The organism is Photobacterium panuliri, assembly GCF_059920555.1.
The window spans coordinates 2,321,844-2,339,108 of the sequence record NZ_CP197192.1; the positions used below are offsets into that span (position 1 = coordinate 2,321,844).

General features: G+C 41.5%; 19 protein-coding genes. 1 reads left to right on the forward strand and 18 read right to left on the reverse strand.

The annotated features are described in order from the left end of the window. Positions 1 to 43: 43 nt before the first annotated feature. Positions 44 to 571, reverse strand: a complete 528-nt coding sequence (locus ACSF8X_RS10745) for a phosphoribosyltransferase (RefSeq protein ID WP_500849913.1) — start codon at positions 569 to 571, stop codon at positions 44 to 46. Between the two features lie 523 nt (positions 572 to 1,094). Between ACSF8X_RS10745 and ACSF8X_RS10750 the strand changes: the two genes are divergently transcribed. Then, entirely contained in the window at positions 1,095 to 1,376 is a 282-nt protein-coding gene (locus tag ACSF8X_RS10750) for a hypothetical protein (protein WP_500849914.1), read from the forward strand. A 107-nt stretch (positions 1,377 to 1,483) separates the two neighbouring features. Here the strand turns inward: ACSF8X_RS10750 and ACSF8X_RS10755 are convergent, their stop codons facing one another. The 17 genes from ACSF8X_RS10755 to ACSF8X_RS10835 form a co-directional block, all read right to left on the reverse strand. Beyond that, complete coding sequence (locus ACSF8X_RS10755) at positions 1,484 to 2,728, reverse strand: AAA family ATPase (RefSeq protein WP_500849915.1); 1,245 nt, start codon at positions 2,726 to 2,728, stop codon at positions 1,484 to 1,486. Beyond that, on the reverse strand, positions 2,725 to 3,366 hold the full coding sequence (locus ACSF8X_RS10760) for an RNA ligase family protein (protein WP_500849916.1): 642 nt from the start codon (positions 3,364 to 3,366) through the stop codon (positions 2,725 to 2,727). The genes ACSF8X_RS10755 and ACSF8X_RS10760 overlap by 4 nt, the downstream gene beginning before the upstream one ends. Positions 3,367 to 3,546: 180 nt before the next feature. Then, a complete protein-coding gene (locus tag ACSF8X_RS10765) occupies positions 3,547 to 4,029 on the reverse strand; it encodes a hypothetical protein (protein WP_500849917.1) in 483 nt (160 codons plus the stop codon). Between the two features lie 117 nt (positions 4,030 to 4,146). Then, positions 4,147 to 4,602 carry a GNAT family N-acetyltransferase gene (locus ACSF8X_RS10770; RefSeq protein ID WP_500849918.1) on the reverse strand — a complete coding sequence of 152 codons (456 nt, stop codon included), beginning with the start codon at positions 4,600 to 4,602 and terminating at the stop codon, positions 4,147 to 4,149. Positions 4,603 to 4,703: 101 nt separating this feature from the next. Then, complete coding sequence (locus ACSF8X_RS10775; RefSeq protein WP_500849919.1) at positions 4,704 to 4,991, reverse strand: hypothetical protein; 288 nt, start codon at positions 4,989 to 4,991, stop codon at positions 4,704 to 4,706. A gap of 31 nt (positions 4,992 to 5,022) precedes the next feature. Then, on the reverse strand, positions 5,023 to 5,919 hold the full coding sequence (locus tag ACSF8X_RS10780) for a helix-turn-helix transcriptional regulator (protein WP_500849920.1): 897 nt from the start codon (positions 5,917 to 5,919) through the stop codon (positions 5,023 to 5,025). A gap of 110 nt (positions 5,920 to 6,029) precedes the next feature. After that, a complete protein-coding gene (locus ACSF8X_RS10785) occupies positions 6,030 to 9,122 on the reverse strand; it encodes an efflux RND transporter permease subunit (RefSeq protein WP_500849921.1) in 3,093 nt (1,030 codons plus the stop codon). After that, the gene (locus ACSF8X_RS10790; RefSeq protein WP_500849922.1) at positions 9,119 to 10,261 is read right to left on the reverse strand and encodes an efflux RND transporter periplasmic adaptor subunit; all 1,143 of its coding nucleotides are present in this window, start codon (positions 10,259 to 10,261) and stop codon (positions 9,119 to 9,121) included. The genes ACSF8X_RS10785 and ACSF8X_RS10790 overlap by 4 nt, the downstream gene beginning before the upstream one ends. Continuing rightward, entirely contained in the window at positions 10,251 to 11,138 is an 888-nt protein-coding gene (locus ACSF8X_RS10795; RefSeq protein WP_500849923.1) for an ABC transporter six-transmembrane domain-containing protein, read from the reverse strand. The genes ACSF8X_RS10790 and ACSF8X_RS10795 overlap by 11 nt, the downstream gene beginning before the upstream one ends. 200 nt (positions 11,139 to 11,338) lie before the next feature. Further along, positions 11,339 to 11,869 (reverse strand): GNAT family N-acetyltransferase, encoded by a 531-nt coding sequence (locus tag ACSF8X_RS10800; RefSeq protein ID WP_500849924.1) that lies wholly within the window; start codon positions 11,867 to 11,869, stop codon positions 11,339 to 11,341. A gap of 100 nt (positions 11,870 to 11,969) precedes the next feature. Then, positions 11,970 to 12,314 (reverse strand): hypothetical protein, encoded by a 345-nt coding sequence (locus ACSF8X_RS10805; RefSeq protein WP_500849925.1) that lies wholly within the window; start codon positions 12,312 to 12,314, stop codon positions 11,970 to 11,972. A 110-nt stretch (positions 12,315 to 12,424) separates the two neighbouring features. Beyond that, positions 12,425 to 12,778 carry a hypothetical protein gene (locus ACSF8X_RS10810; protein ID WP_047879188.1) on the reverse strand — a complete coding sequence of 118 codons (354 nt, stop codon included), beginning with the start codon at positions 12,776 to 12,778 and terminating at the stop codon, positions 12,425 to 12,427. 43 nt (positions 12,779 to 12,821) lie between these two features. Continuing rightward, positions 12,822 to 13,376, reverse strand: a complete 555-nt coding sequence (gene ybiA, locus ACSF8X_RS10815) for a riboflavin biosynthesis intermediates N-glycosidase (protein ID WP_500849926.1) — start codon at positions 13,374 to 13,376, stop codon at positions 12,822 to 12,824. A 452-nt stretch (positions 13,377 to 13,828) separates the two neighbouring features. Next, a complete protein-coding gene (locus tag ACSF8X_RS10820) occupies positions 13,829 to 14,317 on the reverse strand; it encodes a GNAT family N-acetyltransferase (protein ID WP_047879187.1) in 489 nt (162 codons plus the stop codon). A gap of 698 nt (positions 14,318 to 15,015) precedes the next feature. Continuing rightward, on the reverse strand, positions 15,016 to 15,534 hold the full coding sequence (locus ACSF8X_RS10825) for a DUF4303 domain-containing protein (protein ID WP_500849927.1): 519 nt from the start codon (positions 15,532 to 15,534) through the stop codon (positions 15,016 to 15,018). A 44-nt stretch (positions 15,535 to 15,578) separates the two neighbouring features. Beyond that, positions 15,579 to 15,974 carry an OsmC family protein gene (locus tag ACSF8X_RS10830; RefSeq protein ID WP_047879184.1) on the reverse strand — a complete coding sequence of 132 codons (396 nt, stop codon included), beginning with the start codon at positions 15,972 to 15,974 and terminating at the stop codon, positions 15,579 to 15,581. A 104-nt stretch (positions 15,975 to 16,078) separates the two neighbouring features. Next, positions 16,079 to 17,167: a calcium/sodium antiporter gene (locus ACSF8X_RS10835; RefSeq protein ID WP_500849928.1), complete on the reverse strand. Its 1,089-nt coding sequence runs from the start codon at positions 17,165 to 17,167 to the stop codon at positions 16,079 to 16,081. Between the last annotated feature and the right edge of the window lie 98 nt (positions 17,168 to 17,265).

Sequence of the window (17,265 nt, forward strand, 5' to 3'; positions counted from 1 at the left end):
TCCTCCAAGATATCAGCACTTGATAAATAACTATTTAACGGTTCTATTTTACCAATGTCGAAACAAATGGAATATTTTGATATTTATTATTCCAAGATAAGCCATAGCCGATTAACATATCATCATTTTCCATTTCGTAGGCATAATACTGCATCACTGGTATTTCAACTCGACTAGGTTTGACAAATAATGTCGCAATAGAAACGGATTTGGCATCAAACTCAGACGCTACAAAAAGTGCTACTCGCTTCATTGTGCCACCCGTCTCAATTGCATCATCGACAAGGATGACATGCTTACCCTTAATGTTAATATCTTGATGATAGATAATAGGTGAATTATTCTCGCTTACCCCCGGTGTATGATGACAAGCAATATAATCCATATTGACATCAAATTTCAATTCACGAACAAGATCTGCCGTAAACAGGATTCCACCAGGAACAACTGATATAATAACAACTTCATCATCAAAAAATGTCTTATTCAGTTTCTCGGCAACGATCTCTACACCACGTTTAATCTGCTCTTGACTGAGCACAACCTTTCCAAAATGATTAACTTTTTCCATTAATTACTCCAAATTATCTCCATAAAAACAAATAATATACGCCAGTTACTCTTCACAGAGAGCAATCTATTGTTTTCTTACTCATCGAGTTTTCAATTAATATTTTGTTTTGATTATGTCTTTAAACTAACATCGATAACCAAAAGAAAAAATTATTTTCTTTGCTACGCCACACACTGCATTCATTCATCATTATTAAAGTGGCGTTCAATAACTCTAGGTTTACAAAATACTCGCAATTTTTCCAGAGATACGGCTTATTTATGGATTCATACCGATTTTTCTTTGTCATTTTGTGAGGTAGAGTCAGATTCGATTGACGCCCACTCAGAAATCATCTATCCAAGACAAATATCACACATACCATAACCCCTCCTTGATCGGTGGGTTGAATAGATAATCAGCGTATCTTTTTGATTTAGCTACTATTCAATCTCTTAATGATAAATTACTCTTTTTCGGTCTGGTATTGTAATCCATAAAACCTATAATGCTCGCTTGAACTTCTTTAGGAGCTTATCTTGTGAGCAAAAAGCCAGACAGAATCACGGCCATGCAGCAAATTATTGATGCGGTTAAACAAGACTTCCCGCTATATCAAGCTGATACTTTTGTATGTGGCCCAGACAATAGTTGCATCGGTTGCCCCAAGAAGCTAATGGAAATGGTAGATTCCGAACTGACCTACTGGGAGCACCAAATTAATCGCGGATTGCCGCCAACTTTCGATGAATTGGCGAGGTTCGGAAAAATGTGCAAAAACATCCGTAGAGCGCTTGTTCGCAACAACCGAATTGCATCTTAACTCTTAGAAAATCTATCTCCTCCTCATAACGAGTAAAACTCACATCCCTGTTCTACTCGTTATGGGGGGATGCAATATACATCCCTCCCATTAAATACCATGACCCACTATGAAGACAAATCCATCATAATCCTCCCTTTTTCACCAACGACTATATATTCATGCGCCTCATGAACTAACGGGAATTGATAAGTGTAAATTTGTTTTTGTAACACATCAACGGGGACAGGAAAGGAACGAGTTGCATTATTTGCCAATAACTTTTTCTCGCTATTTAAGATAACCACCAGCGTAATCAATGCGTTATAATCACGACCAAAATCGGCGATGATCTTTCTGAAATCTTCTCGCACATTGGTTGCATCCCAAACTACATTTTGTTTATTTCGCAAACATACCTTCAGTCGTTCTTTGGCTAAGCTCATTACCTGCCCTGCAGATTTCTGATTGCTGCGATTACCATTCACCTCTGCTCGAATCTCATCAAGGGAGATAACCACATAATCAAGCAAGTGCCGCGAAACATACGTTGATTTACCACTCCCACTCGGCCCGCATAAAAGCACTAAATGGGCATAGTTGTCTTTATGGCTAAAGCTACGAGCAATGGCTTCTTCCTCTTGCACAATCGTATCATTTTGCATTTGCGCTATAGCTTGAACTTGAATATAGCGACGTGCCTTCTCGGATTCTGTATCTAACAACGCTTCAAGCGACTTAGGGAAATACATTTCACCCCACACGCCATATTCCTGTGCAAACATCTGAAACTCATCGAGATATTGCAGTTGCAAGCTCTTATCCGGGCAAATTCGTCCTTTCATGTCAGCAACTTCAAGCCAAAAAAGCAACTCGGTATCTACCCGCCGGGACAAAGAAAGGTACTCTCCCCTCGATGCATTTTTAATAACCAGTCGTTTGGGCATATGATGCTCACCGACCAAACCGAGTACCGTCCACACAACCGAGAATGGCAATGGTAAATCCATGAACTTAAACGCTAGATAGGAGCGCCCCGCTTCTTCATGTCTTGGACTGACAATCCGCATAGTTCCATTAATTTCGGCTTCTTTTGTCTGCCTCGGCTTGGCAATGTCATGCAGCAAAGCCGCAAGGATCAATGCCTGACGACGCTCACCCCGAATATGTGATGCGTCACCCCGCAATACCGTATATAGCGCATCTAGCACCATACCGGTATGTATATAAACATTGCCTTCAGCATGCCATTGCGGATCTTGTGGCGTATCTTGCAATTCATTAAGCATCTCAAAAGACGCTCCAAGCATAGTCACACATTCATCAATACACGGTTCGCCATCGCGCGCTAGATCAGCTAACCATTTATTCATTTCGATGCCCCCTCTATATCGCATAATCCATTCGGCACAATGACTTTATGCATCCAGTGCGTTTCTGTCTGAACATGGTTCTTTCGCACCCACTTCGCGACTGACATGCGAAAATCATCGAAATAGAAACTGTCTTCGAGACGAACGACGTAGCCTTCTACATGCTTGGTATCAAGCTGAAACTGCCGGATTACCTCTTCATCCCAAATACCACGATAGATGACAGGAGGTGAAGTAATACCGAGTAGATCAAACCAGGTCAAAGTATCGGCCCAACTCAGGCATTGGTTGTTGTCATCCCAAATAGAAAAACCATAAAAATAGCTTTTTAATGCCGAATAACAGATTGAGTGCCGTGCATACAGATTTTCACCACAAACCCGCCAACCAATGGGTATGTCATAACCTATCATTGCATGGAAGCATTTCAGCCAATCACGCGAAGGGTGATTAATGCTGTCTAATGATCGCGCATGTACGAAATCACGATAAAGGGTGGAATTTTCACCATCCATTTTTTCAGTGACTACAACTCGCCGCCCAACAAACATGTTGGTATCAATGCAGCGAATATCATCACTGGTTGCCCCAGGGGACCAAGGCAGATGTGGTGTGCGAGGATACTTATATCTAATCATTATATTATGAACCTAAACAAATTTAATACAGCATAAAACCTCCCAAAAACATGGGTGATTATGCATGAACTATGTGCTTACGATTCAGGTATTACATAATGATAAGCAGAAGCTTTAACTCTCTGTCCTTAGATAAAGTGAGATAAAAAAATAATGATACACCATTGATAAGAGTATTGTCTATTGTGGACAACCATCAGTATCCGGAAATGAAATGACACGACGACCTCTAGAAACAAGGTGCTCAACGCCACCATTCAAATAATAACGATCATCTAGAACATAATAAATATACATATTGAAGTCATTTTTTGTCGCTGAGTATGACATCATAAAGACCGTATTATTATAGACATAGTCATATTTATATGCGTTGTTTCTTTTGACCCATCCATCAGGAGAGATCGGACATTGTCCTTCACTGACACATTGCAATTGTATCTTTTCTGCTTCACTCCAAAGATACTCTATGGCTGATTGATTTAAATCATTAAGATGATTCCCCCCGATAGCAGATATGATTAAGACATATAATGATGGTATCAAAGAAGACAAATAAAATGGCTTACCTTTGATTCTGTAATAGATCCCTTTGATGACATTTGAAACTAAAAACACTATAGAAAAAAGTAAGAACCAACCAATTACGCCTAATGACATCATATAAGAGGCACCTGTTGATGGCTCGTAAGCAATATATAATATTATAATTGTACATAATGATAGCTTTATTAGAGTATTCATATTATTAATTAACGCCCCCCCCCTACTCCTACACTGTTAACTAAGCTCAAATTGCGACCTTTTCTTTTCCATCATAAGCAATTGCATACCATTATGTCTGGTATTTTGGAAAATTTTGTAACCTAATTTTTCATAAATATGTAACCCACGCAAATTAGATTCAAACACATCCAACCAAACTCTGGAACAATCTAAATGCTGAAAACAATATTGCTCCATCGCTTTTATTGCTAGCTGCCCTAATCCATATCCCGTTGCAGAAATGACAATCCGCCTAAACTCCACGACTTGATCATTTTCCTGATGCAATATCATAAACCCTGATAACTTATCATCATAAAATATAGATAAATAAATAACTTCATCACTTTCAATTAGTTCTCTGTGTTTCTTCAGTGAATACGGTATAACAAAGCCTATTGCCTCTTCAGTCCTCTCCATTGCAAAGAATAAACTTGCTTCTTCTACTTTTGATTTTCTAAGTTCAATCACTTAACATCACTCTCTATAGTAACAGGTTTGAATTTTACAACTATTTTTAACTCTATCCAGTGATACCTTTTTTTATTTAAATTTTTGCGACGTAAATGCTCTTAGACTTGAAACCACATAATTAAAATTATCATCAATTGAACGACACACAGTATCAGCAAAAAATGACTTGTTTTAGCGTAACTTCCACGAGTTAGGGACCCGGTAACCAATGCAGGAGCAACAACCCAAAGAGACATAACAGCAAACATCGCTATACCAAATAATGCTTCTGAGCGATTTTGATTATCCGCCTCTGTCAAATAGTATCCGAGCATATATCCTTGCAGTAATAAATTGACTACTAGCGCAATAATCGCAAATATGTTGAATATATTTAAGTATTTCATTGCATACCCCCTTAAAATATCACGAAGGCAATCAAACAACAGGCAATTGGAATGACAAAACTACGCCTCCAGCTGATGTCATTTCAATGTCGCGAACCATTTCTACCAAATAGCCCTGTTGATCAATCTTTAGTACCTGCTGCTTTGCGATAGCAAACAATGCATCCAGTGCGGCGCTGTAAGCAATATCTGATTTTAGATACACTTCGGCGCACAGGTAATTTCCTTCAGGGATGGTGAAATCGTAAAGCGCCTTACCAACCTGCCAGTCGCCAATGCATGTTTCAATCGCCTGCCACTGCCTATCTAAATGATGAATTGGAGTTGCACTTAGCAGACGCGTGGATTTTTTACCATAGCGTTTAAACACTGCATCCCAATCTGGCTCATCAAGAAGGATTTTTTTTACCCCTCTTTGGGGATACCAAATCAGTTCAGTTGGCATTTCCCCTGCCAGTTTATCTTCGATTGTTTGCTGTATGCCGGGATGGGCAAGTTTAGTGATAAAATCCCCAGTTTCACGAGGGGTAGATGCATGCCCCATTTTTCGAATTTGCTTTGCTGTTAACCCTAACTCTCGCTTTAACGCCTTTCCCAAAGCTTGAGATGACGAGAAGCCACAGTATTGAGCAATATCTATTACATACCACTCACCATCACTGAGCAGCAAGTTCACCGCTACTTGCAAACGTAAGCGACTAAGATAATGCCCAGGGGTTTCATTAAACAACTCACTAAACTGGCGATGAAAATGATAAGGCGAAATTGCACTGTCGGTCGCGATTTGCTCCCATGATTTATGCTCTGCGAGATCTTCATGCATAACTTGCAACGCATTAACAAAACGTTTTCGTAAATGTTCCGGCAATGGCTCAAGCAGAGCCAGTTCCGGAACTAACTTAAATGCAGTTTTCTCGACTTCAGGCATAGGCGCAGACATCTCAAAGGGACAATAAAATCACTATCCCCTGCCAGCTGAATAAAATCAATATACCCAATCCCCAATCTATTACCCCCGCCTACTTTACTCCTCGTGATTTAACAGGCAGGATTCCGAGCGAGTACATCGTCAACTAACTTTGGCGCTTTCTGACTTGTCATACCAAGTAATACCGGAATTAACAGCAGCGTTACCGTGGTGGCAAACAACTCCCCAAACACCAGTGATACAGCAGCAGGCTTTAAATACTGTGCCTGCTCGGCTGTTTCGCTCAGCAAGGGTAACAGGCCACATACCGTAGTGATGGTCGTCAGGAATATTGCCCGCAGGCGACTTGTTCCCGCCGTCACCAATGCCTGTTTCAACGGCATACCACTGCGGTACTCCGTATTAAAACGCGTTATCAGCACTAGGGAGTCATTGATTACAATACCTGTCATCGCCATCATGCCAAACATGGACAACAAGCTTATCGGTAACCCCATCAAATAGTGGCCAAAAATTGCGCCAGCAAAACCAAACGGGATCACTGCCATAATAATAAACGGTTGCCAATACGACTTAAGCGGAACCGCTAGCAAGATGTAAATCAGCAACATGGTCAAAATCATTGCCGAACCAAAAACATCAGACACCTCGCCAATTTCTTCAAATTCGCCACCAGCTTTAATCTGTACGCCCGGATACTCAAGATGCAAACGCTCAATTTCTGGCTCAAGTTGCGCCATTGTCTGCTCTGGAGCCTGAATATCACGGTTTTGCTTCCAGTAAAGATTCACGACTTGTGCGCGGTCGCGGCGATGAAGCACTTGAGGCTCCTGCTCGTGTCTAAATTCTGCAATATCTCCTAACAGCACACTTTTTCCATCAGCCAATAGCACTATGGTTTGCTCAAGTTGAGCGAGAGTTTTTCGCTCAGACCTTGGGTATTGCAACAGTACTTTTGTTTCTTGTCCCTGCTCAAGCAGACGGTAGACTTCACGTTCACCAAACGCCTCGCCCGCAAGCTGCGCCAACCGCACTTGCGTCAGCCCCAATTGCTGACCATATTCATTGAGCACTAGCCGTACCTGTGGTTGCCCGCTCTTACCGTTATCGTAAACGTCTGCCACCCCGGGCAAAGCGGCCAGTTTTTGTGCCAATTGACGGCTGACTCGCTTGGCCTGTGCGCGATCACTGGACGAAACAGATATATAGGTTTCACCAGCTGGCGCTTCGGCAGCGCTAAACTGCACGGAGTAAGCGCCTTCAATCACACCGGTTTCTTTTCGCCAGTTATCTGTTAGCAAATTACCCGGCAGAATACCCAAGGCTTCACTGGTTAATTCAGCGGTGACTTCCACTTCCCCATAACCGTCAGACCACGCAAGCAAGTTAACCACGGGAGACTGCGTTAATGGATAGTCTTGCATCAAAGTTTCTTCAACCTTTTCCATGGCGTGTTCAATTTGAGCCAGCGCTTTGCTTTGCAAAGGCAGTGGCGCACCGTCTTCTAACTCAACTTTGGCGGAAATATAGCGCCCTGGTATTTCAGGGAAAATTGCACTGCGAATCGTTCCCGTCGCCCACATCCCATAAGCCAGAACAATCATGGCGACAAAACCCAGTAACGAGGCCAGTTTATAATCCAGTACTTTTTCCAATGTCGGTTTATAAACACGGATATTAAGCCACTCGAGCCCCCCTTGAGCAGCTGATTGAACGCGCGCAAATAGGCCGTTGCTCGGTTTATTTACCGCCAATTGAGCAAGATGCGAAGGCAAAATAAATTTACTTTCGATTAATGAGAAAACCAGTGCAAAAATGACTACGGCAGAAAAGCCCGCTAATATTTTGGCAAAGTCGTTATTTATCCATAACATGGGAGAAAAGGCGGCTATCGTAGTCAACACACCAAATACCGTCGCGACCGAAACAGAATGCACACCGAGCCATGCTGCTGTGCGTCCATCACTTTGTTTATCACGCTGCTCATAAATCGCTTCACCGACCACCACGGCATCATCAACCAAAATGCCCAGTACCAGAATAAAACCAAACAGTGTGATGTCATTAATGCTGTAATTGGTCAGTTGCATTGCACCCAATGTGCCAGCAATGGCGACAGGAATACCAACTGAAACCCAGAACGCCAGTTTCACATCAAGAAAAATGCCTAGCAACACCACCACAATTAAGAGCCCCTGCCACGCATTGTCTCCCAGTCTAAATAATTGCTCTTCAATGTAAGGTGCCATATCTGCCATGGTATTTAACTCGATATCTGCTGGCAGTATCCTTCTCTGCTCTGCAAGCGTTTCTTCAATGGCATCACTTACCTTGAGTAAGTTGTCTGTTTGACTGGTACTGATCAGCAAAGCAATTGCATTGATGCCATTATTACGAACAATTGACCCGCTACGCTCATACCCTCGGCTCAATGTCGCAATATCACCCAGATACACAGTTCCCGACGGACGAGAAACAATCGCTAGTCGACTCAGTTTCTGCAGGTCATCGGCGTAGCCATCTCCACGAATAACCATTCGACCTTTGTCACTGATCAGCTCCCCAGTACGTGATTCTAACGACATCTCGCCAATCATGTTTGCGACATCTTCTAGACTTAAGCCCAGCTCTTTCAACTCTGCTGGGTTAGGCTCAATAATCAACTGGGGTTTACGGCTACCCCAGTTGGAGACGTTCGAAATTCTAGGGTTGTTTCTGAGTGCTTGTTCAACTTGTCGCGCAACGGGTTGCAATTCTTCATCACTACGAGGCCCTGATACCACCACAAACGCGGCAAGATTGGTAAATTCATTTCTGACCACTTTTGGCTTTTCCGCTTGAGCAGGAAAACCGTTAATTGCATTGACACGGTTACGGACATCATCCAACAACTTATTGAGATCTGTGCTGCTGGTTTTACGAACCACAACTCTCGACATACCGGCACTTGACTGACTTGTTACCTGCTTGATGCCAGCAATACCACTGATTGACTCTTCTATTCGTTGCGTGACGCTTTCATCAATTTGCTTGGCTGTACCGCCCGGATACGCGACAGTGATCACCACTGACGAGGGGGCTATTTGCGGAAACGATTCCACCCGCAACTGACCAAAGGCCATTACCCCACTGGCAATGATGGCTAACATCAATAAGTTGGCACCAACCGAATTGTTGATAAACCATTTCGTCAACCAGCTCATTGGTCCACCTCCTGTTTTGCTACCAATACATCAACTGGCTGCGGAGAAACCTGCTTACCAGGCAACATTGAAAGCAACGGATATATCACGACCTGACGAGGTTGCTTACTGTTTTGCTCAAAGCGCGCATAAACCTGATCTTGGGTTTGCCCCACTAACGCAACCCACTCTTTTTGTAGCCGACTTTGTTCATCGAGTGTCCAGACATAGCCATCACGAGTGATTGCGCTCATTGGTAATGTCACTATCTCTGGCTGCTGCCCCAAACTGACGATCACCTTTACCTGCTGGTTAGGCAGTAAGCGGGGTTCTCTTTGGTAAGGCTCAGGAACAGATAACACTACTTGTCGCTGACGCGTGACTGGATCTGCCTGTGGTGCCACATAGCGCACTTGTGCTGGCCACTCGCTGCCATCACGATTTACGACATTAATCTCAGGGTAAATAAGTGCCGACTGAACCTGAGACCAATTCAACTCAGAAACAGGCAATTCAACGTCTAAAGAGTCACTGGCGGCCAGTTCAAATGCCACCTGCCCTGCTTCCAACCACTCACCGGGGCTGATATGACGACGCATAATCACCGCGTCAAATGGTGCAACAATTCGTGCTTCCGCTAATAATTTTGCCGCACTGGCGTAAGCCTGCTTCGCATGAGTTAATTCTGCTTTTGCTGCCGTGACTTGTGGCTCTCTACGAGCAAACGATGAACTCTTTTTCGCCGATAACATTTTCAGAGCAACCGTTTGTTCATGCCGGACTTGTTGCAGGTTTAGTTCGGCCTGTTTGACACTACTATTTGCCAACGCCAGTTCAGATTCCAGCGCACTGGTATCAAGTTTTGCCAACAGCGTACCTTTTTTCACCAACACGCCGGGCTCAACATCCAGGTTAAGCCAAGAGAGTTGTGCGCTGCTTGATGCTTTCAGTTGAATCGGCCAACGTGCAGTAGTAATAGCCAGTAATGTCAGCCGAGAATCATGACTGGCGGGGGTAACCTCTAACACAGATACTGGCGCGGTGTGCTTAGGCTGCTCTTGTAAAGGCACTGGCTGAGGAGCAAGCACATCAACGGCCACTAATGCCGCGAAAATTGCCCCACAACCGGCTAATATTGCGATGATTTTTTTAAATTTCATACGTTTTCTCCTCGGCAACTTGATGAGCGGGGCTTTGATTTAAACGTTGGCTAATTTCTGTCAGTCGCGACAACGTTTGCAAGGTAATAGGCAGCATCACAGCTGTTTCAACAAACTCCAGCGAATAGGTAACAATTGAAAATACCTTACCGACAGTAGGATCATGCAGGCTGCCTACCATCCATAAATTGGTTAGAACTGCGGCAAATAAAATGATGAAGATCAGCCCAAATACCAACGCTTCGGTGTCTGATAATTTAATTTCACAGCGTTTGAGTTGCTCAAAGTGGGTACGAATTGCGGCAAAAGCGTGACCACTAAGCACACGTACCTGCTCTTCGAGTTGGTCGTTGAGTGCGCCATTCAGACGGGTAAATGATTGGTGAAACAATGCATAAATCAGCAGCATGCCAAAGCCCGCAGCTAATACACACAATGCCAGTTTGATATGAAATGTCGCCAAAATGATCACGGTCGCCACCAACTGAACAGTTGCGGTGATCAACGATGGTAAGTCTTCCTCAAGAAAGTCCACCAGCTCGCGTGACATACTCAAGCGAGCATCTTTAACCGACACCGATGCATCTCGTAAATTACGCTCAACCAAATTGGCTAATGTGACTCTGATATCGCCATATACACGGGTGTCATAGAATCGGCGTCCAACTCCGATGACCACCAGCATCAATAAGATCACGGCAAATACCAGCAGTGGTTGCATGTTCTGCTTGAGTACGCCATCAATGGCAAAGCCAATAAACAGCGGTAGCAGAATAATGAATACATTTTCAACCAGCACCATAAGCCAGGTGAATATAACTCTAACGGGATTTAACCGTATTACAGAACGAAGTGTGATGGGTTGATTGATGAGCATTATTGACCCCATATTTGAATATGGAGTCAGTATCGCTAATTGTTGGCAGGAAAAAGTGTCCCTATTTGCTGTTTTGAGCTGTGCGTTAAGTGCTCAAGCCAGTGGCTTTATCATGAACAACTGACACATACGTAATGCGTCGATCACACTACCCAGCCAGTTCTTGCCCATACTGTAAGTCATTATTCATCATTGTGCATCTAGCTAACCCATAAACGCATAGCACAACGATACTCTTTGGGTAGGCCCATTTCAGATTCTTGAGCTAATAATAGAACAAGACGTTCATTCAGTTGACTCTTATCTATTGTTACGAACCCTAGCTTTTCGTAAAATGGAGCATTCCACGGAACATTAGAAAAAGTAGTTAAAGTAATACTCTTATGCTTTTTCTTGGCTAGTTCAATAACAACGTTTATTAACTGAAATCCGATCCCTCGTTTTTGATATGTATAATCGACCGCAAACTCTGAAACATGAATCGCCGATTCTTCGTTTATGTTGCTTATACATATAAAGCCAACAACTTTATTTTCAATCTCGGCAACAAAAAGTTCATTTGAACGAATCTTTTTTTCATAAAACCCGTAACTATGCAATGGTATTTCTTGAGGCAAAGAGCATAAAAAATCCATGGGCATCGATGAGAAAGCATTTCCAGCACGTTGTTCAACCTGCTTTATATTTGAAATATCTTCAAATTCAGCCCTACGGACAACTATCGTATTCATCTGTAGATTAACTCCGTTCTCTATAGTCTTCATACTAAAACAGATGCTAAGTAAGTGGTCTAAATATTTTCGATTCTAACTTATTCATAAACCCATCCTATTATGTTCGAATTGCTATAAATCCTTTGATATAAATATAAACGGTCATAGTTAGATAGAGGCATCCAACTAATCTCATTCCAATATCAGCATTAAATGTATGGTCAAAAAAAACGGACAAAGCAAACAAAAAAGATACTATTATCATAACAATTAAAAGTGATAATGCTATTTTTCTTCTAGACATTTTGTTGACTTTTGTTTTACTGGTCTGCAACTCAAAACCAAATAAAACATTAATTATGCATATTAGAATAACTGCATCAGGACCTTGAGGATCATATACAATCCCAAAAGAGAGAATGAAGACTACAAAAAACCAAACATTTAGTATAAACATTTTCATTTCAAGGCCTTCATAATCACTTGCTATAATATCGCATAATTCATCTCGTCTACCGAATAACCAAGACTATTAAACCACCCCACAACTTCACATTGACATTAATGCTTTAATTAATGCTTAAAAGTTAAATTCAATCCATTGAATTTAATTAAAATTAGCTTCAAAAATATACAAACCCCAATAAAACAACCAGAAAATAAACCTTCCGTTGGCATAAGACCTGAAAAGTGCATTAGTGTAGATGTTAATATTACACTTGAAAAACCTAATTGATATGGTAATAAACTTTCAAAATCTTTATAACGTTTTTGTGCTATTTGAATACCTTCATCATCTAATAACAAATTTTCCCCACATGATGAACAAATAACTTTATTAAACTTTTCTAACGTTATAACTTGTTTGATTTTTAACTCTCTATGATTATTACATTTTGGACAATCATACCAAAGTTCAGATTTCATATAACACTCCTTGTATTATTATTTAAAATTTCACTATTTCATTCTAATTATGATGCTTAATCATATCTCTCACCTCCATGAGAGCAAACCCTAAAAGATTAAGACCTTTCCATGTATTTGGCATTTCTGATGCTGGATTATCTTGAGCTAAACCAATGCCCCATATTTTATCTACTGGACTAGCTTCAACTAAGATTCGATTACCAGTATTTAGCAAAAATGCCTTTAGTTCTGAGTTTTGAGTGAACTTTGCTAAATTAGCATTGACTACAATCTCGAATCGCTTCTCATTCCATACTTTTTCTTCGAAACCTATTACTTCTCGACCAACAGCTTTAGCTTCTCTCGGATTACTAGCACAAAGAACTTTTTCACATGCTTTCTTATCACCAAACAACTTAGCCTTGTGATACATCATGTAATGCTCAGCCGAGATAAATTCATTGCCATCTTCTTCAAACTTCGAATCATACCACTGGCTAAAACAGCTCTTTGTTATCTGGCTGCCTTTTTCTTGGTGCCCCCAGAAAAAGATATATTCCACCTTATTTCCGTGGTTCACAAAATCGATAAGGTCATCTCTTGTTCTAATCTTCAATTTTCCTCCAATATTTATTCTATCGCGTCTCTAACATATGATATGGACTTTCTTTATCTTCCATACTCTGTCACCCCTTATGAATCTGGGTAAGAATACATTAGAGGCGCTATATCACTCTTCTTATAACATTGATATTGCTAGACATAGGCCAGTATCTATTGTAAAAACCCTAAAAGCAAGATATTGATCCACAAACAATATCAAGCTCTAAGCTTTTTGCAACATTTGCAAATTTTCTACTCATTGAAGCTGTGAGACTTCCCATTATAATATATCAAGTGGATTTATCCCAATCCCCGACAGCCCTGATGGTAATTACTTCTTTATATCTGTTATAAAGGTGGCTGATGGTTTAATAATTTATTAATATCATGAATTTAAAGATGATATGATTTTTTATTATTTTGATTTTCTAATTACAACTTCATTATGCAGTCACATACACCAGTTCAACTTGTGTATGAAAACACATGATTTTCATGCAACTCTCCCTCAAGCTCAAAATTTAATTTTCCAACAAGTTTGAAACCTAGGTTTCGATAAAAATCGATAGCTTTGCGGTTCTTGACCCAAGTGGACAACCAAAATGATGCCCCATGTTGAACTTTAATTTTATCAAGCAATTGTCTACCAACACCCCGCCCATGAAAATGCTCAGAAACATATAATGTTGTGACTTCATATCCATAATCTTCATTATTAAATGAAGAATCGAAATCAACAGTGATAAAGCCAACAAGATGCTCTTCTTGTATGTAAACCCATATTTGGCAGGTAGGGTTGTTTAAAAGCTGCTGGAAGTGGTGTTCTGTAAAGGTCGACAGTGCATAATGCGAAATCTTTGCACGCACCCCTTGGGCTGCATATGTATGCAGCCAAACCTGTAGTGACAAAGCTGCTAAATCAAGGCAATCACTTAGCCTTGCTTTCCTAATCATCTAAACACCTCCATGTTGTACATAACGAATGGCATGGACTCAGCCACACTTGATGACTCTGAGTAAGAATACGTTAGGAAGCTGGCACTCGCATCCATATCACCACTTCCGCTTGACGCAATTTACGCCTATTCAGGACAGTACTTATTGAACATTACATAGCAAGTAACGAAAAATGCTAAAAACAGTGTAATTTGCCACAAGCCGTCACCATAAAAAGACATTTGATTTTCTGACCAATATCTCATGGCTATGTTAAATAGCTCACCATTAAGACCGATAACCAATATCGCAGCCAGATAGTATTTAATGAACTCGAACAGAAGAGTTTTGGTGTTAGACAAGTAGGTTTTCAGCATTTTAGCGCCAGATATAGTGAAATTTTCCCTCAGAATAACAAAACCGAACCTGCTCAAAAATCACAATAACACCCTATTGCGACCAATATCCATATTGAGTCATAACGAATGACATGGACTCCCCCCTCATCCAAACTCTGCCACACTTGGTGAGTCTAAGTAAGAAAAGGTTCGGGGGCCACCATATTAATTTCTATCTATAACATTGATCTTACTAAACACTTCTTCAGTATCTACGGCTAGGATAGCAAAGCTAATCACTCGTGCTTCTACGCGCTTTGCCAAAATCAAATCGGCTGAACGACAAACCATAACTGTCTCAGTTATTCTCCATACTCATTAAAAAACATCGTGATGCTCGAAAACCCAGGTTCTAAAATCATGTGTTTTTGTTACACCATTTAGCACCCCTGAATCAATTATTTGACGATAAGCCTCCTCACCGGCACTTTGAAACAATGCACTAAAATCCCGTTGAGCTAAATTCCACTCCGAATCAGTTAAGCTACCCATATACTCTTTATATTTATTGAGTATCTCCAGCATAAACTGCCATTTCTCTTGCCAAATATTACAATCATAATTTAGATCAAAGTATTGCCATTCTTGGTTATTCCAACGAATTTCTTCCCCCATGATATCTTCCATTGATTCGCCAAGCTTAGAATAGGAATCTATGGTTGATTGAAAAGACTCCTCAGAGCAAGCACCTACGTGAAAATAACCTTCCTCGGCAAGTATCTCGACCGCAAAGCCAAAGAATTTTTCGTCAGAATGATTCCTGAAAAAGTTTTCAATGCTTGGAATGGCAGCACTTACTAACGCATTTACCAATTCATCCTTTTTAACTTGATCCATTATATTTTTTACTCCTATAACGCATAACAAATCACATCGACACCCTATATGATTTCAACCGTACAGCGGATATCTATTTGAGGCTGCAACATTAAGCAGACATGGCAATGTTTTGAAATCGCTTCTTCGGCTGCTGCAAGTACATCGGATTCAGTGAATCCCTTACCTTTGACCACAAAGTGAAGGTTGGCGGATTGATATAATCGCGGCTCACCCTCTGTCAGCGTATGGGTTACATTGTTTTCCAGGCTCTGTAACTCAGCACCTTTTTCTTGAAGAAGCAAAACGACATCCGTAGCACTACACGCTCCCAATGCATACAGCAACGCCTCCGTGGGGCATGGCGCGACACGATTGTCAGCATCAATATCCACGCTAAAACCGTCTTTTGTTGTTGCTTTAAAATGGCACTTATCAATCCACTTAACGTTAATACTCATGATTTCTCACCCTACACTGCACCTTATTCGTTACTTCCTTACCTACACGGACATCCGCTTGCACTATTCGTCCTCAAAAAACGACACAATGATCATCAATGGATCTAACTGTTCGCCTTTTTATGCTTTTTATCCCACCAGTCCCTCAATAAGGAAACAACAACAACAGCCAGCGTGATCGGGAAAATAACGTTCCAGGCCACAAACAATAATGGATCTAACCAGCTAGCCGCCTTGACACTGCCAATCAAAAAAGCGCTATATAAGAGATATAATCCAAAAAACAGAGTGCCCTCTAAACGGCTGAGCACCGCCCCCGTAAACATAAGCGGCAAGCACAAAAACGCCACAGCCAGCATGATGGGTAAATCCTGTTCAACCAGCTGTACATCCCCTGTTAGCCCTTGCCCACTAAACAAGCCGGAGATACCAAGCACGGCCAACAAGTTAAATGTATTACTCCCAACAACATTGCCCACCGCAATATCTCGCTGGCCTTTAACGCTGGCCACTATAGATGTCACAACCTCTGGCAGAGAGGTACCCACAGCTAAAATAGTTAACCCAATCACGGCTTCGCTTGCGCCAAGTTGTCTGGCAATATTCACCGCACTCTCTACCAGTAAGTTGGCGCCGAGAACCAGAAAAGTGAAACCAACAATAAGCCACAATATATTTTGCCATGTTGGAAATCGCCCCGTCGTTATCGAGGCTAATTCGTCGGCGCTAGTATCATTCTCCCGAGCTTCTGCTTGCCTCCCTTGGACAAATAGAAAAACGGTATAAACAAGCAGCAGAATAACCAAAATCCCACAATCCCATACGCTCAGCAGCCCGTCCGTCGCCATGTAAAAAACCAGCCCCGTGACAAGCACCATAATAGGTACATCCTGGCGTATTAACTGTTTTGATATGCTCAACGGTGTTATTACCGCTGCCAAGCCAAGAATAAACAACACATTGAAAATGTTACTACCCACGACGTTTGCAATTGCCAGCTCGGTTTTGTTAGATAGCGCCGAGTTAATACTGACAGCCAATTCTGGGGCACTTGTACCGAATGCAACAACAGTCAACCCAATCACCAAACTGGGGATCCCGAAATTAGTTGCTAGCCGAGATGCTCCTTTGACCAGTCCATCTGCCCCTGAAATCAACAGGACAAAGCCTAATATCAACAGAAGATAATCCATTTAAACCTCATCAACATTGGCATCAAATAAAAATAGGCCCGACTTCTCTCGCCCACCGTATCTCCCCGTTAAGCTCAGTAAGCATAACGGTGACATTT